The organism is Streptomyces sp. NBC_00887 (assembly GCF_045207585.1).
Genome location: NZ_CP108788.1, coordinates 8,802,073 through 8,819,734 on the forward strand (window position 1 = coordinate 8,802,073; position 17,662 = coordinate 8,819,734).

General features: G+C 70.2%; 15 protein-coding genes. 6 read left to right on the top strand and 9 right to left on the bottom strand.

The genetic code is table 11. The features are described from left to right. The first annotated feature begins 11 nt into the window (after positions 1-11). Positions 12-1,343, top strand: coding sequence for an aminotransferase class I/II-fold pyridoxal phosphate-dependent enzyme (locus OG844_RS40150; RefSeq protein ID WP_406388478.1), 1,332 nt, complete (start codon positions 12-14; stop codon positions 1,341-1,343). Here OG844_RS40150 and OG844_RS40155 read toward each other — a convergent pair. Further along, the gene (locus OG844_RS40155) at positions 1,330-2,331 is read right to left on the bottom strand and encodes a DMT family transporter (RefSeq protein ID WP_406388476.1); all 1,002 of its coding nucleotides are present in this window, start codon (positions 2,329-2,331) and stop codon (positions 1,330-1,332) included. The two genes, OG844_RS40150 and OG844_RS40155, sit on opposite strands and share 14 nt — an antisense overlap. Before the next feature lie 74 nt (positions 2,332-2,405). Here OG844_RS40155 and OG844_RS40160 point away from each other — a divergent pair, with 74 nt between their 5' ends. Beyond that, positions 2,406-3,305, top strand: a complete 900-nt coding sequence (locus tag OG844_RS40160; RefSeq protein WP_406388475.1) for a LysR family transcriptional regulator — start codon at positions 2,406-2,408, stop codon at positions 3,303-3,305. 33 nt (positions 3,306-3,338) lie between these two features. On the opposite strand, the gene OG844_RS40165 is transcribed toward OG844_RS40160, so the two are convergent. The 6 genes from OG844_RS40165 to OG844_RS40190 form a co-directional block, all read right to left on the bottom strand. Next, positions 3,339-3,809 (bottom strand): pyridoxamine 5'-phosphate oxidase family protein, encoded by a 471-nt coding sequence (locus OG844_RS40165; RefSeq protein ID WP_406388473.1) that lies wholly within the window; start codon positions 3,807-3,809, stop codon positions 3,339-3,341. 143 nt (positions 3,810-3,952) lie between these two features. After that, entirely contained in the window at positions 3,953-4,408 is a 456-nt protein-coding gene (locus OG844_RS40170; protein ID WP_406388472.1) for a Rieske (2Fe-2S) protein, read from the bottom strand. A 149-nt stretch (positions 4,409-4,557) separates the two neighbouring features. Next, positions 4,558-5,655, bottom strand: coding sequence for a hypothetical protein (locus OG844_RS40175; protein WP_406388470.1), 1,098 nt, complete (start codon positions 5,653-5,655; stop codon positions 4,558-4,560). Positions 5,656-5,846: 191 nt separating this feature from the next. Further along, complete coding sequence (locus OG844_RS40180; protein ID WP_406388468.1) at positions 5,847-7,178, bottom strand: ABC transporter substrate-binding protein; 1,332 nt, start codon at positions 7,176-7,178, stop codon at positions 5,847-5,849. Positions 7,179-7,239: 61 nt separating this feature from the next. Continuing rightward, positions 7,240-8,211 (bottom strand): carbohydrate ABC transporter permease, encoded by a 972-nt coding sequence (locus OG844_RS40185; RefSeq protein ID WP_406388467.1) that lies wholly within the window; start codon positions 8,209-8,211, stop codon positions 7,240-7,242. A gap of 3 nt (positions 8,212-8,214) precedes the next feature. Further along, complete coding sequence (locus tag OG844_RS40190) at positions 8,215-9,141, bottom strand: carbohydrate ABC transporter permease (RefSeq protein WP_406388465.1); 927 nt, start codon at positions 9,139-9,141, stop codon at positions 8,215-8,217. Between the two features lie 184 nt (positions 9,142-9,325). Here OG844_RS40190 and OG844_RS40195 point away from each other — a divergent pair, with 184 nt between their 5' ends. The 3 genes from OG844_RS40195 to OG844_RS40205 all read left to right on the top strand — a co-directional run bounded on the left by OG844_RS40195 (position 9,326) and on the right by OG844_RS40205 (position 12,515). Then, on the top strand, positions 9,326-10,402 hold the full coding sequence (locus tag OG844_RS40195; protein ID WP_406388463.1) for a LacI family DNA-binding transcriptional regulator: 1,077 nt from the start codon (positions 9,326-9,328) through the stop codon (positions 10,400-10,402). 223 nt (positions 10,403-10,625) lie between these two features. After that, on the top strand, positions 10,626-11,453 hold the full coding sequence (locus OG844_RS40200) for a PP2C family protein-serine/threonine phosphatase (RefSeq protein WP_406388461.1): 828 nt from the start codon (positions 10,626-10,628) through the stop codon (positions 11,451-11,453). Positions 11,454-11,525: 72 nt separating this feature from the next. Beyond that, entirely contained in the window at positions 11,526-12,515 is a 990-nt protein-coding gene (locus OG844_RS40205) for an MASE1 domain-containing protein (RefSeq protein ID WP_406388460.1), read from the top strand. A 146-nt stretch (positions 12,516-12,661) separates the two neighbouring features. Here OG844_RS40205 and OG844_RS40210 read toward each other — a convergent pair whose 3' ends face one another. Both OG844_RS40210 and OG844_RS40215 read right to left on the bottom strand, forming a co-directional pair. Then, positions 12,662-14,413: a glycoside hydrolase family 35 protein gene (locus OG844_RS40210; protein WP_406388458.1), complete on the bottom strand. Its 1,752-nt coding sequence runs from the start codon at positions 14,411-14,413 to the stop codon at positions 12,662-12,664. 180 nt (positions 14,414-14,593) lie between these two features. Beyond that, positions 14,594-15,985, bottom strand: coding sequence for a hypothetical protein (locus OG844_RS40215; protein WP_406388457.1), 1,392 nt, complete (start codon positions 15,983-15,985; stop codon positions 14,594-14,596). A 202-nt stretch (positions 15,986-16,187) separates the two neighbouring features. Between OG844_RS40215 and OG844_RS40220 the strand changes: the two genes are divergently transcribed. Then, on the top strand, positions 16,188-17,498 hold the full coding sequence (locus tag OG844_RS40220) for a molybdopterin-dependent oxidoreductase (RefSeq protein WP_406388456.1): 1,311 nt from the start codon (positions 16,188-16,190) through the stop codon (positions 17,496-17,498). Positions 17,499-17,662 lie beyond the last annotated feature (164 nt).

Consider the following 17,662-nt stretch of genomic DNA (forward strand, 5'->3'; position numbering starts at 1 on the left):
TAATCATGTTTGTGCTAGGAGAGTATCGGATCGGCGGGCGGCGCGCATCGGACATTGCCGCGAGCGTGGAGCGCGGGGTGGGTTCGGGCGACCTCGCCCCCGGCCATGTGCTGCCGCCTATGCGGGAGTTGGCGTCGGTGCTGGGGGTCAATCCGAATACGGTGGCCGCCGCCTACCGGACGCTCCGTGAGCGCGGAGTGATCGAGACCGCGGGGCGCAGGGGCAGCAGGGTGAGGCAACGCCCTGCGAGCACCTCCCGCGGCTCGCTCCGGATCGACGCGCCGCCGGGTGTGCGGGACCTGGGGTCCGGCAACCCCGATCCGGCCCTGCTGCCCGACCTCGGCGAAGCGCTGGCCGTGGCCGCGCGGGCGAACGCGCTGAAGCCCCGGCTGTACGGGGATGCTCCCGTGATCCCCGAACTCGCGGCGTTCGTCCGGGCGGAACTGGATGCCGACGGTGTGCCCGCGGGGCCCGTGGCGGTCACCTCGGGATCCCTCGACGCGATCGAACGCGTGCTGTCGGCCCATCTCAGACCCGGTGACGCGGTCGCCGTCGAAGACCCCGGGTGGGGGAGCCTGCTGGATCTGGTCCCGGCCCTCGGCCTGCGTGCCGCGCCCGTCGCCGTGGACGACGAGGGGCCGCTGCCCGGCGACGTGGAGCGCGCGCTGAGGGCGGGGGCCAAGGCGCTGATCGTGACCGGCCGGGCGCAGAACCCGACCGGGGCGGCGGTGGGGGCAGACCGGGCGAAGGAGCTGCGGTCCGTTCTCGCGCGGTACCCCGGGGTGCTCCTGATCGAGGACGATCATGGTCACGCCATCGTCGACCTGCCGCTGCACCCGCTGGTGGGATCCACGGACCGCTGGGCCTTCGTACGGTCCGTCGCGAAGGCGTACGGACCGGATCTGCGGGTCGCCGTGCTGACCGGGGACGCGGTTACTGTCGACCGTGTGACCGGCAGGCAGAGGCTGGGGCCGGGCTGGGTCAGCACCCTGCTCCAGCGGGCGGTGGTGCACCTGTGGACCTCCGGAGCCGTCGACGTCGTCGCGGTCGCGAGGGCCTACGGTGAGCGCCGTGACGCGCTCGTCCTGGCGCTGGAGGACCGTGGCGTGCCGGCGCGCGGGCGGAGCGGGATGAACGTCTGGGTCCCCGTCGGCGACGAGACCGGCGCCGTGACCAGACTGCTGCACGCGGGCTGGGCGGTGGCCCCGGGTGCGCGCTTCCGGAACGTCGCACCGCAGGGGGTGCGACTGACCGTGTCATCGCTGACCGGGGCGGACATCGAACCCCTGGCGGACGCGGTGGCGGCCGCGGCGCAGCCGGCCGCGCCCATCACCTACGGCTGAACGGGCGGCGCCCCGGCACCCGTGCGGGCTTGATGGACGGACGGGGTCTGCTCTGGGTGAGTGCGGCACCCGCGAGGACCACCAGGGCGCCGACCGGGGTGTTCCAGCTCAGCTGTTCGCCTAGCACGGCCACGCCGGCCGCGGTGGCGATGACCGGGATGAAGTAGGTGACCATCTGGGCCGTCGTCGGGCCGACCTCCTGGACGAGCCCGTACTGCATGAGCAGCGCGAGCCCTGTTCCGAGCGCTCCCAGAGCGATGACGGAGAGCGTCGGGAGCAGCGGGAAGCGCTCGGGGAGCGAGGTGAACATCGGTGTGACGACGGCCAGTTGCAGCGTCCCGAGGAAGAGCTGGCTACCGGTCATCGCCAGCGCCGAGGAGCCGGTGCCCGCCAGCGTGCGGCGTACGTAGATCCAGCCGATCGGATAGCTGAGCGAGGCGAGCAGGGCCATGGCCGTACCGCCGAAGTCCAGTCCGGAGAAGCCCTGCCAGGCGCCCAGGACGGTCAGCACGCCGATGAAGCCGAGGCCGAGTCCCGCGACGCGGCGGCGGGTCGGCCGGTCCTCGGAGAGCGCGACGAGCGAGAGGGCCATGCCCCACAGGGGCGAGGTGGCGTTGCAGATCCCGGCGAGCGTGGACGGGATGGTCAGCTCGGCGTAGGCGAAGAGCGAGAAGGGCAGCGCGTTGAGGAGGAACGCGGCGACGAAGAGATGGCCCCAGGTCCGGCCGGAACGCGGCAGCCGTTCGCGGCGCACCGCGATGGCGACGGCGAGCACCGCCGTACCGAACAGCAGTCGGCCGAAGGTGACCTGGAAGGGGGCGTACCCGTGGGTGCCGACCTTGATGAGCAGGAAGCTGAAGCCCCAGATGAGGGAGAGCACCACGAACCGGATGCGCCAGTCCACGGCCCGACGCCGGCCGGGGGAGGGTGTGATGGGCCGGGGGATACCGGCGGACGGCACCGTCGCCGGTGCGGAGGGAGCGCTCATGGGGTCAACGATGACAACAAGAACCGCGTAGGACAAGTGAGATTTAGTGGCTTCATTCGCGTAGCATTGCTTACATGTTGAATCTGGAGCGCCTGCGCACCCTGGATGCCCTCGCCCGGCACGGCTCGGTGAGCGGCGCTGCCGAGGGTCTTCACGTCACCACGTCGGCGGTGTCGCAGCAGATGGCCAAGCTGGAACGCGAGGTGGGCCAGCAGCTCCTCGCCAAGAACGGCCGGGGCGTCCGGCTGACCGATGCCGGTCAGCTGCTCGCCGACCATGCCGCACGCATCCTGTCGCAGGTGGAGCTGGCCCAGTCCGACATCGAGGCCCAGCGCGGCGAGGTGGTGGGTGAAGTGCGGCTGGCGGCCTTTCCGACCGCCGCGCGAGGGCTGTTCCCCGCCGCCCTCACCGCACTGCGCCGGGATCATCCCGAACTGAAGGTACGCACGGTGGAGCTGGAGCCGGAGCGAGCCATTCGCGCCGTGCTCCGGGGCGACATGGACCTGGCCGTGGTGCTCGACTGGAGCAACAAGCGCCTGCCGGTGCCGGGTGGTCTGGCCAAGGCCGAACTCCTCGAAGACGTACCGGACATCGCCATGCCGGCCGGGCATCCGCTCGCGGACCGGACGGAGGTGGACCTCGAGGACTTCGCCGACGACGAGTGGGTCTCCTGGCCGGAGGGCGAATTCTGCTACGACTGGCTGATGTTCACCCTGCGGTCCGTGGGCGTCGAGCCCCGCATCTCGCACCTCGCGGGCGAGCACCACACCCAACTCGCCCTGATCGCGGCCGGATTCGGCGTCTGTGTGACGCCCCGGCTCGGCCGCGGACCGGTCCCGGAGGGGGTGTGCATGGTGCCCGTACGGCAGAGGATGCGACGCCACATCCACGCGGTGTGGCGGACGGACGCGGACCGGCGTCCGTCGATCCGGGCAGCCGTCGCGGCCCTGCGTGACGCAGGACGGGCACTGTGATCCGGTACCGGTCCCGTAGCGGCGGGCCGGGTTTCAGGAGAGGCCGGCCAGCTTACGGAAGTCCCAGGAGGTGACGGCCTCGGGCGTGAGCCGCAGCCAGGCGTGCCGTCCGTCGTGCGGCAGCGTGTCCAGGCCGAAGTACTTCGAAGCGAAGAGCTGCTCCGGCAGCTCGAGTTCGGCACACACCTCGCCCGTACGGGGTGCTTCGCCGACGACCTCCGCCTCGCCGGACAGCTCCACTCCGCGCAGGTCTCCGTACTCCACCCCGTCGTCCACCACCACCGCTACCTTCGGGTTCTGCCGCAGCTGTGCCCAGCGCCGGCTCCGGGTGAGCGAGTACAGCCAGAGGGACGTGCCGTCCCACACGAACCAGAGCGCCCCGACGTGGGGCATCCCCTCGGCGGAGACCGTGGCCACCCGGCAGGTGCGCTGCTCGCCGAGATAGGTGTCCCGTTCCGGGTCCGTCATCATGATCCGACGGCCGCGACGCTGGGTGACGGTCATGGGGGTGCCTCTCCTGCTGTCCGACCGGGTGTCCGGAATCATGGAGGCTCTACCTCCGGAAGTCCACTCGGGTGGAGCAGGCCGAGGCCATCGCGGGGGTGCCTGCCGACTGCCCCCGCGATGATCCGTACACGCTCGCCCGGCTACACGAGCGTGATCGAGTCGCCCTCGACCTTGATCTCCTTGGCCGGCAACGCCTGGGTCGCCGGACCGTTCGTCACGCTGCCGGTCGCCGCGTCGAAAGTGCTGCCGTGACAAGGGCAGTTGATGGTTCCGTTCGAGATTTCCTTCACCGCGCAGCCCTGGTGGGTGCACTTCGAGGAGAAGGCCTTGAACTCACCGGCCGTGGGCTGCGTCACCACGACCCCCCGGTCGGCGAACACCATTCCGCCTCCCTCAGGAATATCGGCGGTGCTTGCGAGGACCGTGCCGCCCCCGTTCGCACCGTCCCCCTCCCCGGCGGGCTGAACCGTGTCCGAACCGCCCGAGTCCTTCGAGCCGCCGCACGCGGTGAGTGCGGCGGCCACTCCGGCTGCGCCGACCGCCGCGACGACGGTGCGGCGCCCGAAGTGGACCTGGCGCTCCTGCGATGCGCTCATGCCGGCTTTCCCTTCATCGGAATACATGACGTCGTCAGTGGTACGGACCGAAGAGCTCCCGTGTTCAGACGCCGGCGAAGTTCCCGCCCCCACCTCATACATCCCCTCGGACGCCGGATCCCGTGCGCCGCGCACCCGCCCCCACCTGATCACAGCCGTGTGGCTCTCCCGCACCCTGCTTCGCCGCTCTCACGGATGCGCGCCTCCAACGACGTGCTCCGGTCGTACGGGTCGACCTCGGGGCCGTCCCCCGAGCCGTTGGCCGCGCGTTCGGCCCTGAACTCGGGGGTGAAGTAGCCGGTGTAGGTGTCACAGCCGCCGTTGGTGGTGTCCGACTTGTAGGAGACGAGGGAGAACGTCCCGGGCCTGATCTTCACCTTCGACGGGTCGTCCCAGCTCATGACGACCTCGCGGCGCACAATGGTGCGGGTGACTTCGTCACTTCCTGCCGCAGCGCGTACGACCGGATAGACGTACGTGACATCAGTGGCTACCTCGACCGCGCCGCGCTCACCCTCCTGGTACGTGATCCGTCCGCGTGTCCTGACCACGTTCCCGACAAGCCGCGTCTTCGTTTCCGCGAAACGGCTGAACAGCTTCAGAGGATTGTTCTCCCGGCTCGGGGCGCGGAACGCGGTCGCCAGGTAGTCGTTGACGTCCTGCTGGTACGGATTGATCAACGCGATCGCCTTCCCCGGCCGCTCCCCGCGCAGCACACCAGGATCCAGGCTGGACTCCGCGAGGAAGTCTCGGGTCCGGTCGAGCGCCTGTGCGACCTGCTCCTTGCTCATCCAGCCGGTCACCCGTGCCGCAGGCAGGACGAGTGATGCCGTCCCGTCGCCCCACCGCTCCGCCGGCGACCCCCTGAACGGCTCCTCCAACGTGGGTGGTAGGGCCGCCAGCTCATTCGCCGGCGGCTGGTCCGGACGTTCCGACTCGGCGGCGAGCGGCGCACTCCCACCGACTCCGACTCCGAACCACCCGGCCACCCGCCCCGGAATCATCACCACGACCAGCAGGACGACCACCACCAGCAGACCGACCGCGTACCAGCCTTTTCCCGTTCGCGGCCGCCGCGGTTGGTGGGTTCGCCACCCCTCCGGCCGACCGGGCGCCTCACGCAGCCGCCGCGCCACCATCCGGGCACGCGCCGAAGGTTCCTCGGGCGCGCCCGGAATCCCCGCCTCGGCCTCCCGCAGAAAGCGCTCCCACTCCTCGTCCGGTATGGATGCCCCACCCTTGCGCACGCTGTGTTCCCGCCCTTCTCACCCGCCCGGTCTCTCCCCTGAGACGGTTGACATCGGTGCATCATCACACAGCTCATCGGCGCTTCCGCGAACCCAAGTCCCCGCTCGGACAGCCCTGGAGACCCGTTTGCGGATCAGGGAAGGCGGCTGTGCCGAAGAGGTCCCGCACAGCCGCCGCCTCGTTCCCCGGACTACTTGTTGACGTTGAACCCCTGGTCGTTGCCGTACTTGATGCTGGACTGCTCCCAGGCTTCCAGCCCCTGCGACAGGGGGGTCGAGGAGACGTACGACTTGCCCACGGTGTCGTTGAAGACGGAGTTCGCGTACACCTGGTACGGCAGGTACGACCAGTCGCTGCCCACGTTGCGGGCCGAGTCGGCGAAGACCTTGTTGGCCTGCTGGCCGCCGAAGTAGGGGAACGCGGTCTCCAGGAAGGTCTTCGATTCCAGGTCCGCCCGGGTGGCGGGGAAGGCGCCTTCGCCGACGCGGGCCGTGGCGCCGGCGCCCGTGGTCGCGAACTCGGCGAAGGCGTAAGCCAGTTCCCTGTTCTTGGCGGCCTTCGGGACGGCGAGGGAACTGCCCCCGTTCTCGGCGCTGTCCGTCCTGCCCTTGGTCCACTGGGGGAGCGGGGCCACGCGCCAGTCACCGGACGCGGAGGCGACGCCCGAGGTGAAGTTGGCGGGCATCCAGGCGCCGATGGACAGGGTGGCGATGCTGCCGTCGGCCAGGCCCTTGTACCACTCGTCGCTCCAGGAGCTGATCGGTGCGATCAGGTCCTCGTCCAGCAGCTTCTGCCAGGTGCTGGTGTACGTCCTGGTGCCCGCGTCCTTGAAGTCGACCGTGACGTCGGCGCCTTCGGCCTTGTACGGACGGCCACCCGCCTGCCAGATGAGGCTGGTGGTGGCGCCCGCGTCGCCGGTGTCGTTGGTGATGAAGACCTTGGGGTCGGCCTTGTGCAGGGTGCGCGCTGCCTCGACGTACTCGTCCCACGTGGTGGGGACCTCGATGTGGTGCTTGTCGAAGACCTTCTTGTTGTAGAACAGCGCCATCGGGCCGGAGTCCATGGGCAGGGCGTAGACGGCCTTGTCGTACGTCACGGCGTTCCAGGGGCCGTTGGTGAACTTCTTGTCGTGTCCGGCGGCGCCGTAGCCGGCGAGGTCCTCCACGGACTTGCCGATCGCGAACTGGCCGAGGGCGTAGTACTCGATCTGCGCCACGTCGGGGGCGCCGGAGCCGGCGGCGATGGCGTTCTGCAGAGCGCTGTACTGCTTGTCGCCGGTGCCCGCGTTGACGAGTTCGACGTCGACCTTCGGGTACTTCTTCTCGAAGTCGGCAACCACCGTCTTGAGCGTGGGTTCCCAGGCCCACACCGTTATCTTGCCTCCCTTCGCCAGCGCGGACGCGACGTCCTTCGTGTCGCCGTCCTCGGCCGGATCGGAGGAGCCGCAGGCGGTCGCGGCGAGGGTGATGGCGCAGACCGCGGCGACCGCGGCGAGAAGCCGGCGAGTGCTGTGTGTCCTCATGCGTGGTGCTCCTGGTTCGGTGCTCGGGGAAGGGGAGGGGAGGGCGCGTGTGGGGGCGGATTCACTCCTTGACGCTGCCTGCGGCCAGGCCGGACTGCCAGTACCGCTGGAGCAGGAGGAAGATCACGACGATCGGCACGATCGTGAGCAGGGAGCCGGTGATGATGAGGTCGAAGACGGCCTCGCCGCCTGCCGTCTGGGCCTGGGCGTTCCAGGCGTTGAGACCGAGGGTGAGCGGGTACCAGTCCGGGTCCTTGATCATGATCAGCGGCAGGAAGTAGTTGTTCCAGGTCGCGACCATGGAGAAGAGCAGCACGGTGACCGTTCCCGGCATCAACAGCGGCAGGGCGATGCGGAAGAAGGTGCGCAGTTCGCCTGAGCCGTCGACGCGGGCCGCTTCGAGGAGTTCCGCGGGTACCGCCTCGGCGGCGAACACCCACATCAGGTAGAGCCCGAACGGGGAGATCAGGGAGGGGATGATGACGGCCCACGGGGTGTTCGTCAGGCCCATGCTGCTGAACATCAGGAACGTGGGTACCGCGAGAGCCGTGCCCGGCACGGCCACCGCACCGATGACGACCGCGAACACGGCGCGCCGGCCGGGGAATCGGTACTTGGCCAGGGCGTATCCGCCCAGGACGGCGAGGATCGTGGCGCCGCCGGCTCCCGCGGCGACGTACAGAAGGGTGTTGAGCAGCCAGCGGACGAAGACACCGTCGTCGTAGGCCAGCGTCCGGGAGATGTTGTCCCAGAGGTTGAAGTCCTCGCCGAACCACAGGCCCGAGGACCCGAGCAGGCCCTTCTGGTCCTTGGTCGCGTTGATGACCAGCCAGGCCAGCGGAAGCAGTGAGTAGAGGAGGACCAGTCCGGTCAGGAGGGTCAGCGGGATGCTGGGGCGGGGGTTGAGCGGGGTGTGGGGGCGACGGCGGGGCCGCAGGGCCGGCCGGCCGGATCCCCGGGAGGTGCGCGCGGTCCCGGCGGGGCCGGCGGGGTCCGCGGCGTTCGCGTCGACTCCGGCGAGGTTCGTGGTCATGGCTCAGCCCTTCCGCATTCCGCGCAGCTGGACGCTGTACGCGATGATCGCGGTGATGACGCCCATCACGATCGCCACCGTGGCCGCGTAGTTGTGCTGCCGGCCGGAGAAGGACAGCGAGTAGGTGTAGAGGTTGGGGGTGAAGTCGCTCGTGATCGCGTTCGGGGCGAGCTTCTGCAGGATGCTCGGCTCGTTGAAGAGCTGGAAGCTGCCGATGACCGAGAAGATCGTCGCGATGACCAGGGCGCCGCGGATCGCCGGCAGCTTGACCGCGGTGATGACCCGCCACTCGCCGGCGCCGTCGATCGCGGCGGCTTCGTGGAGCGAGCGGGGCACGACCTTGAGCGCCGAGTAGAAGATCAGCATGTTGTACCCGACGAATTCCCAGGTCACGATGTTGCCGATGGAGGTGAGCACCAGTGCGGGGGAGAGCGGGTCGGGAAGGGCGACGCCGAAGGCGTCGTTGATGTTGCCGACCAGACCGAACCGGGTGCCGTAGATGAAGCCCCACATCAGGCTCGCGACGACCGCGGGTACGGCGTAGGGCAGGAAGATCGATATGCGGAAGAAGGCCTTGCCGTACAGACGCCCGCTGTCGATGGCCAGCGCGACCAGCAGCGCGATGCCCAGCATGATGGGCACCTGTACGGCCAGGAACAGCCCGACCCTGGCCAGTCCCTCCCAGAACTGCGGGTCCGTCAGCGCCTGCTGGTAGTTGTCCATGCCGACGAAGGAGTTCCCGCCGATGAGCCGGTCGCGGAAGAGGCTGAGATACAGCGCGTATCCGATCGGCGCAAGGAAGACGAGGCCGAAGACCGCGACGAACGGACCTGCGAACCCCCACCCGACGAGGGCCTGCCTGCGGAGGCGGGAGCGCGCTCGCACGCGGGGTGGTGGTAGTGCCTTCGCCGGAGTCGGCAGGAGCGTCATGGCTGGTTCCTTGTGTCGGTGACCGACCGGTCCGTTGTGAGGAGGGACGAGGGCCTTCGGGCCGGAAGCGGCCGGATCAGGCTGTGCCCGATGAGAAATGTTTACGTAATCATCGGTAGCGTGATGGTGACACTCCCGGTGGGGGTCGTCAAGCATGGGGTGGGAGTCGATGGAAGGAAGACCGGTGACGGAGAAAGACGCGGCCGCTCGTGCGGAGACGGTGGACAAGGGCGGCCGCCGCGCCGCGAAAGGCAGGCAGCCACGGGTGTCGATGGCTGACGTCGCCCGGGTCGCCGGCGTCTCGTCGCAGACGGTCTCCCGGGTGTCCAACGGGGACCCGGCCGTCATCGACCGGACCCGGCAGAAGGTGCTGGACGCCATGAAGGAGCTCGGCTACCGGCCCAACAGCGCCGCCCGCGCTCTCAAGCGAGGCGACTTCCGGACCATCGGCGTCATCACCATGAGCCTGTCCAGCACCGGCAACGTGCGGACCCTGGAAGCCATCGCGAAGTTCGCCTCGCACGCGGGGTACGCGGTCACGCTGATCCCGATCGACGCCCCGACCCAGGACAACGTCAGAGGAGCCTTCACGCGGCTCGACGAACTCGCGGTCGACGCGGTCGTCCTGATCATGGAAGTGCACCTGCTCGACACGGCGTTGCTGACCCTGCCGCCGCATGTGACCGTCGTCGTGGTGGACTCGGACGCCGGCGACCGCTTCCACGTGGTGGACACCGACCAGCACCAGGGTGCCCGTACGGCCGTGCGCCACCTCCTCGAACTCGGGCACCGTACGGTCTGGCACCTGGCGGGCCCGGAGGAGTCGTTCGCGGCGGGTCGCCGCGCGGTCGCCTGGGAGTCGGCGCTGCGTGAGGAGGGGCGGGAGGTGCCGCCCCTGCTGCGGGGCGACTGGGCCCCCGCATCCGGCTACGAGGCGGGCCTGCGGCTGGCCGACGAGCCCGACTGCACCGCGGTGTTCGTGGCGAACGACCAGATGGCACTCGGCGTGCTGAGGGCACTCCATGAGCGCGGAAAGCGCGTACCCGAGGACATGAGCGTCGTGGGCTTCGACGACATCACCGAGAGCGCCTCCTTCATCCCGCCTCTGACCACCGTCCACCAGGACTTCGCCCGGGTGGGGGAGTTGTGCGTCGACGCCATCCTGGCGGAGCTGGGTGGCAAGGCCGTGGAGGGCGGCACGACGCTGGTGCCGACCCGGCTGGTCGTGCGCGCGAGCACGGCTCCGTATACGGAGGTCTGATCTCCTTCGGACCACCGGCTGCGGCCTCACGGCTTCGTCGGACATCTCGCGGGCGGACGGGCTGATCCACGGGCCCGCCTCACCCGGCATGGGGATGGCGCCGCCGCATGCCGGCGGAGGGGATCGCACCCCCGCCGCGGCCGGGCGGGTGCCGGCCGTCCGCGCCAGGTGGCGGCGACCGGGCTAGGGTTTGATCAGGGGGAACGGAATCCTCAGGAATGTCATGTACCGACACCGCAGAGCGCCGGACAGCACCCAGGAACTTCTCCTCACCCTTGGGCGCCTTGTCGATCAGGCACTGGAGAACGTCAGGCTCCAGCGTGCCCGGGCGGAGCTCGGCATGGCGCTGCAGCGGCACATGCTCCCTGCCGAACTGCCCGATTTTCCGGGCGTCCGACTGGCGGCCCGGTACGCGCCCTCGCAGGACGGTCTTGCTGTCGGCGGTGACTTCTACGACGCCTTCCCGATGAGGGACGGGGTGGCGGGGGTGGTCATCGGCGATGTGCAGGGCCACGGAGTGGAGGCCGCCGCCTTCATGGGGGAGGCGCGGGCCAGCCTGCGGGCCCTCGCCAGTGTCACGGCCGACCCCGGGGAGGTGCTGACCAGCGCCAATGACTTGCTGATCTCGCTCGGCGGCGACCTCTTCACCACCTGTTGCCTGCTGAGCTTCGTACCGCAGAGCGGCGATCTCCGTATAGCCCGGGCCGGCCACGTCCCGATGGTGTGGGGCACCGACGCGGGTGATTCGGGTGTGTCCCTGGACGCCGGCGGGGTCCCTCTGGGGATTCTGCCCGGCCAGAGCTACCCGGTAGTCCACCGACGCGTGACGCAGCCCGGCTACCTCGTCCTGCTGACCGACGGCGTCGTGGAAGGACCGGCCTACCCGATCGAGGAGGGGCTGGCGGAGGTGGCGGGGCTGGTGGCCTCCGCACATGGTGTCGCGCCCGACGTCCTGGCCTCGCGGGTGATCCGGGTCGCGGACCGCACCGGACACGATGACGATGCCGCCGTTCTCGTCGTCCGCTACGAGGGGCCGCCGGGCACCCGGTAGTACAGACGCAGACGTACCGCCCGCCTGCATGGCCGTGGCGTCGGCGCGTCCGTCAGGCCCTGACCGCTCGGGATGGTGTCTGATGCTGATGTGGTGGACTTCTCACAAATCGGGCGGCACAAGGCCACTGCTCTGACGATTTTGGCGGTCGCCGCCCTCTACTACGCGACCGCCCGCCTGGGACTGCTCCAGCAACTGGTGCGTGGCCAGGTCACGCCCCTATGGCCGCCGACCGGTATCGCGGTCGCCGCCCTGCTCCTGTTCGGAGCGCGGGTCTGGCCCGGAATCGCTGTCGGCGCCCTCGCGGTCAACATCTCCATCGGCCCCACGGTCCCCTCGGTACTGGCGATCGTCGTCGGCAACACCTTCGCCCCGATCTGCTCCTACCTGCTGCTGAACCGCGCCGGTTTCCACAACGGCCTCGACCGTCTGCAGGATGCGCTGGCCCTGGTCTTCCTCGGCGCCCTGGCTCCCATGCTGATCAGCGCGACCATCGGCAGCAGCACCCTCCTGCTGTCAGGGGTACTCCCGGCCAGCGGCTTCTGGCCGACCTGGTCCGTGTGGTGGACCGGCGATGCCATGGGCGTGCTCGTTGTCACCCCCTTCCTGCTCGTGGTCCGATGGGCCCGGTGGCCACGCGGTGTCAGCGCCATGATCTGGGTCGAGGCGGCGGCACTGGCGGCGTGCACCCTGACCGTGACGCTCCTGGCGACCAACGCCGGCAGCTCATCTCTGCTCTTTCTCGTGTTCCCCTTCCTGATCTGGGCCTCGTTCCGCTTCGAACGTGCGGGAGCCGCACCGTGCGCCCTGGGCGTCTCCACGCTCGCGATCCTCGCCTCCGGGCGGATGACCGGCCCCTTCGCCCACCAGGACCTCCTCACGAACATGGTCACCCTCCAGGCGTTCAACGGCACGGTCTCCCTCACCGCCCTGCTCCTCACCGCGGTCGTCACCGAACGGAACCGCACCCACGGCGAGATCGAGCGCCTGTGCGCGCAGCTCTCCGACGCGGTCGCGCACCAGAACGACGGGTCCCGCCGCGGTACTCCCCCCGACGCCTGAGACCGCAACTTGTGCCCTCACCGGACCCGGTGGGGGTCGGAGGCGCCGCCGGACCGTCGGCTGCGGCAGTGGGGCCCGTCCCGCCCCCGCCCGAGCAACCCCTCACCGACAGCGGCATGTGTTTACGCCCGGTGACGGACCTGCACCTACTCGTCGGTGGGGCCGAGGTCGTGGGTCTCCCGGAAGTCGACGGTACGGGCGCGATGGGCCGCGTGCAGTTCGAGAACGACGATCTCGTTGGTGCCCTCCTGGAGCACCGGCGCGGGGACGTACAAGGACCGCTGGGGCCCGCGGGACCAGTAGCGGCCCAGTGCGAAACCGTTGATCCACGCACTGCCCTTGGTCCAGCCGTCGAGGTGGAGGAAGGTGTCCGCCGTACCGGCGAGTTCGAAGGTCCCGCGGTGGAAGGTCGGACCGGTCGGCGTCGTGGTCGTGGCGGCGAAGCCCAGTCCGTCGAGAGAGGTCAGAGGCAGCGGCCGGTTGGTCCAGCCGACGAGCTCCGTGCCGTCCAGCAGGAGCCTGCCGGGCAGCCCCTTGCGGTCGTGGATGCCCGGCCCGTAGTTGACGCGGCCCTGGTTCTCGACGAGCAGGCTGAGGACGCAGCCCGCGCGGGGCACGGTGAAGGAGAGGGCGTGCTCGTGGTTCTCCCGCTCCAGGACCCCGACGCTCCGGCCGTCGAGGAAGACCTGGGCGCGGTCGCGGACGTGCTCCAGTTCGAGCAGGGCGGGTCCGGCGGCCGCCAGGACCGTCTCGTAGAGGACGAATCCGAAGTCCTGGCGCAGTTGCTCCATCGTCAGCGGATTCAGGGACCCGACGGCGTCACCGAGGCTCGGAGCCCAGTCGAACAGGCCGGCACTCTCGTTCAACGCCACTGCCGCCAGGGCGAGTTTGTCCGCGCGCGCGGGAACAGGCTCAGCGGGGACCGGTGCGTACTTGGCGATGACCTCGCGGAATGCGGTGAACTTCTCGGTGGGGTCCCCGGCTTCGTCGAGGGGTGCGTCGTAGTCGTAGGAGGTGACGGTCGGCCGGTAGGTGTGCTTGTCGTTGGCGCCGTTGGTGAAGCCGAAGTTCGTGCCGCCGTGGAACATGTAGAGGTTCACCGAGGCCCCGGCCGCCAGGGCCTCGTCCAGCTCCTGTGCCGCCTGGTCCGGGTCACGGACCACGTGGTGGCCGCCCCAGCGGTCGAACCAGCCGATCCAGAACTCCGTGGACACCAGCGGTCCGGTCGGCCGGTGTGCGCGCAGAGCCGCGAGGTTCTGGGTGGAGCGGCTACCGAAGTTGGCCGTGGCGAGGACCCCCGGCAACCCGCCACGCTCCAGGTCCGCGGGCTGGTCGCAGGTGAACAGCGGCACGTCGACACCGCAGCGCCGCAGCGAGTCGGCGAGGTGCTCCAGGTAGGCGGAGTCGTCGCCGTACGCCCCGTACTCGTTCTCCACCTGCACGGCGAGTACCGGTCCGCCGCGGGTGGCGAAGTAGGGCTGGAGCGGGGTGAGGAGCCGGGTGAAGTAGTCGTCGACCGCGGCGAGATAGCGGGGGTCGCGGGTGCGCAGGCGGATGTCGGGCTGCTCCAGGAGCCAGGAGGGCAGGCCGCCGCCCTCCCACTCGGCGCAGATGTAGGGCCCGGGACGGAGCAGGACGTGGAGGCCTTCCGCGGCGGCGAGGCCGAGGAAGGCGGGCAGGTCGAGTCCGCCGTCCATGTGGAACCGGTCCGGACGCGGCTGGTGGAGGTTCCAGGGGACATACGTCTCGACCGTGTTGAGACCCATGAGGCGGGCCTTGCGGAGTCGGTCTGCCCACTGCGCCGGATGGACCCGGAAGTAGTGCAGCCCACCGGACAGGACCCGGAAGGGTTCACCGTCGAGTCGGAATCCGCCGTCGTCGATCTGAAGAACGGACATGTGCTGCTGCTCCTGTGCTCAAGGGGGTGCGCGAGCGATCCGGCGCACGGCGGCCGGAATCCCTGCCGGATACATGTTTGCGTAAACATGAGGGCGATGGCAAGCCTCACGGGGAGGGACGGACGCCCTGCCACCACATGCAGACGCGCGGACGCGCCCGTACGCGGTCCGGCCCCGTGCCTACCATCCGGTCCAGAACACGTGGTTGACCGTCAGGGCCACGACTGCCTGTGCGGCCAGCCAGCCGCGTCGGCGCGGTACGGGCAGGAGCGCGGTGGCGGGGAGCAGCCAGAGGATGAAGGGCTGCCAGATCCGTTCCGTCTCCGCCTTGCTCATCCCTGACAGGTCGGCGGCCAGCAGCGCGAGGAACGCCGCCGAGACGAACAGGACCAGGCGGTGCGGCGAAGCCGTCGTCCCGGTTCGCAGGGCGCGCACGGCTCCGGGGACACCCACCGCCGTCCGGCGCAGGCCCGCGAGCGTCGCAGGTCCGACGGCGATCGCGGTGCAGGCGAAGTTCGCCCAGACCCAGTAGGAGTACGGCCGGAGTCCCCCCGCCCCCTGGTAGTAGCGATCGACGAGCAGGTGGTACGCCTCCCACCAGTTGAAGCCCGCGAGCGTGAAGGCGGCCGGTACGACCAGCGCTCCCAGCACGAAAGGGACGAGCGGCCGTGCGGTGCGAGTCAGCACGAGTACGGCGAGGAGCAGGAGTGCGATCAGCGTCAGCCCGTAACTGAGGTAGCAGACCAGGCCGTACAGCAGGCCCGCCCCCAGCGCGGCGGCTGCGGGGCTGCGGACCGTGCGGGTCGCGGCCAGGGCGAGCAGGGTGATGGACCAGGCGGCCACCGCGGTGAAGTAGCCGTCGGCCGAGGTACCGGCCCAGACCGCGACGGGTGCGAGGACGGTGAAGGGCGCGGCGCGGCGGGCGGTGTGCTCGTCCGTCAGGGCACGAACGGCGATCAGGGCCGCCACCGACGCGGAGGCGCCGGTCACGATGCACCAGATCCCGGCCCAGGCGCCGCCGCCGAGCCCGACGCGGTCCAGCAGGACGAAGGTGAGGGTGGCGCCCGGCGGGTGTCCCGCGACATGGGCGGGCCAGTTGCCCGGAGGTCCGATCAGGATGTGGTCGTTGAAGCCCTGCAGAGCGGCACCGATGTCGTCGAAGCGGCCGATGACTCTCAGGTACTCGTGCTTCGTGGTGAGACGTACGGCGATGCCACGCTCCCAGCCGTCGATCAGCGCGAGCGAGAAGACCCAGGCGAGAGAGGCGGCGTAGCAACTGAGAAGCAGTGCCCGCCGACGGAGCCGGCCGGCGAGGACGGGGCCGTACGCGACGACGGCCACGGCGACGGCCGGGGCGGCCACCGTGCCGGGGCCGACGTGCGGGTACCACGTCGCCAGCAGGGGCGCCCAGCGGACGTAGAGGGTGTGGTCGGCGTTCTCGATGGCGTGGCCGACGAGCACGGCGGCCGTGACCAGCATGATGCCCGCGCCGGCGGCCACGAGGTCACGGCGGTGCCCGGAGCGCTGTGCGGTCGGCTCGGTGATGTGCTCGGTGCGGTCCTCGGTCTTCACGCAGGCACCGTACGCACGGCGGTGCCGCGGTGGCGGGTGCCGGCGGGGCGCGTCACCGAACCGTCAGATTCCGGACTGCGTCGGTGGGCCTCCGGGCAGGAGTGGGCGGGGTGCCGGGCCCGTACGCTCCGAGGGGTGACGTCATCGTTTCGTCAGGAGTCGCACCCGCCCCTCCCAGGTTCCGCGGGCATAGCGTCGGGACATGGGCGACAGCCGTCGGAACAGTCCGACACCTCCCGCTTCCCTTTCCCGGCTCCTTTCCGGACGCGCCGCGACGCTCCCCGAACGCCTTCCCTCGGCGCCCGGGTTCTGGCGCAGTCCCGTACGGGGAGTGCGGTTCACCGCGGTGCTCGGCCTCGTCCTGCTCGTCGGGATCACGTTGCTCTTCGTCACGGGCCTGTTGTCGTACGCCGCCTACAACCCGGACCTGAATCCGGTCAACGACAAGACCCCAGGCAAGGGGCTGCTCGGCTTCTACCTCTTCGCCTGGCCGACCGGGCCGCACTGGCTGTACCGGCTGACGCAGGGCCTCCACGTCACCGTGGGGATCGTGCTCGTCCCGGTCCTGCTGGCAAAGCTGTGGTCGGTGGTTCCCAGACTCTTCGCACTGCCGCCGGTCCGCTCCCTCGGGCACGCGCTGGAACGGATCTCGCTGCTGCTGCTCGTGGGTGGTGCGCTGTTCCAGTTCCTCACCGGGTTGCTCAACATCCAGCTGGAGTACCTGTTTCCGGGCTCCTTCTACCCGTTGCACTTCTACGGGGCGTGGGTGTTCTTCGCCGCGTTCCTCGCCCATGCGGGCCTGCGGGCGCCGCAGGCCGTTCGGGTGCTGCGGTCGGGGGGACTGAGCGGGACGGTTCGGGGTGACCGGCTGGAGGCCCCCCTTCCCGCCGCGCCGACCCTGTCCCGGCGCGGCGCGCTGGCCATGGTGGGTGCCGGCTCATCGGTCCTCCTGGTCACGTCGGCCGGGCGGAGCTTCGACGGGCCGTTGAGGCGTCTCGCGGTGCTCACCCCGCACGGTGCCGCCGAGCCGGGCTCCGGACCCAACGGCTTCCAGATCAACAAGACGGCCGCCGCCGTCGGCGTCACCACGGCCGATACGGGGGAGGGCTGGTGGCTCACCGTCAGTGGGCCGGCCGGGGACCTCCGGTTCACCCGGGAGCAGTTGCTGGCCATGGACCAGCACAGCGCGGCGCTTCCGATCGCGTGCGTGGAGGGCTGGTCCACCTCCGACCAGTGGTGGCGCGGCGTACGGCTGCGGGATCTGGCGGCGCTCGCCGGGTACCCGGACCAGCCACCGGGCGTGCTGGTCGAATCGGTCCAGCGCAGCGGGCCGTTCCGCCGGGCGGCGCTCCGCGACAACCAGGTACGGGACCCGCGTTCGCTGCTGGCGATGCGGGTCAACGGCGAGGAACTGTCACCCGATCACGGATACCCGGCGCGGATCATCGTCCCGGCCGCCCCCGGCGTACTCAACACCAAATGGGTGGCCCGGCTGACCTTCGGAGAGCTGTGAACAGAACGGATCCCCGCGCGCTCCTGCGGCGTCGGTACGGGGAGGGGCCCCTGCACCTCGTCATGATGGCCGCTTCCTTCGCCCTGGCCGGATACGCCGGTGTACGGCTGCTGGCGGGGGACACGCTCGGCGTCATCGTGTGGTTCGTCGGCGCGGCCCTCGTG

Excerpts from the sequence above, each read along its gene's own strand:
- OG844_RS40155 (WP_406388476.1), bottom strand. The coding sequence starts at position 2,331 with ATGAGCGCTCCCTCCGCACCGGCGACGGTGCCGTCCGCCGGTATCCCC.
- OG844_RS40160 (WP_406388475.1), top strand. The coding sequence starts at position 2,406 with ATGTTGAATCTGGAGCGCCTGCGCACCCTGGATGCCCTCGCCCGGCAC.
- OG844_RS40165 (WP_406388473.1), bottom strand. The coding sequence starts at position 3,809 with ATGACCGTCACCCAGCGTCGCGGCCGTCGGATCATGATGACGGACCCG.
- OG844_RS40170 (WP_406388472.1), bottom strand. The coding sequence starts at position 4,408 with ATGAGCGCATCGCAGGAGCGCCAGGTCCACTTCGGGCGCCGCACCGTC.
- OG844_RS40180 (WP_406388468.1), bottom strand. The coding sequence starts at position 7,178 with ATGAGGACACACAGCACTCGCCGGCTTCTCGCCGCGGTCGCCGCGGTC.
- OG844_RS40185 (WP_406388467.1), bottom strand. The coding sequence starts at position 8,211 with ATGACCACGAACCTCGCCGGAGTCGACGCGAACGCCGCGGACCCCGCC.
- OG844_RS40190 (WP_406388465.1), bottom strand. The coding sequence starts at position 9,141 with ATGACGCTCCTGCCGACTCCGGCGAAGGCACTACCACCACCCCGCGTG.
- OG844_RS40200 (WP_406388461.1), top strand. The coding sequence starts at position 10,626 with ATGTACCGACACCGCAGAGCGCCGGACAGCACCCAGGAACTTCTCCTC.
- OG844_RS40205 (WP_406388460.1), top strand. The coding sequence starts at position 11,526 with ATGGTGTCTGATGCTGATGTGGTGGACTTCTCACAAATCGGGCGGCAC.
- OG844_RS40210 (WP_406388458.1), bottom strand. The coding sequence starts at position 14,413 with ATGTCCGTTCTTCAGATCGACGACGGCGGATTCCGACTCGACGGTGAA.
- OG844_RS40220 (WP_406388456.1), top strand. The coding sequence starts at position 16,188 with ATGGGCGACAGCCGTCGGAACAGTCCGACACCTCCCGCTTCCCTTTCC.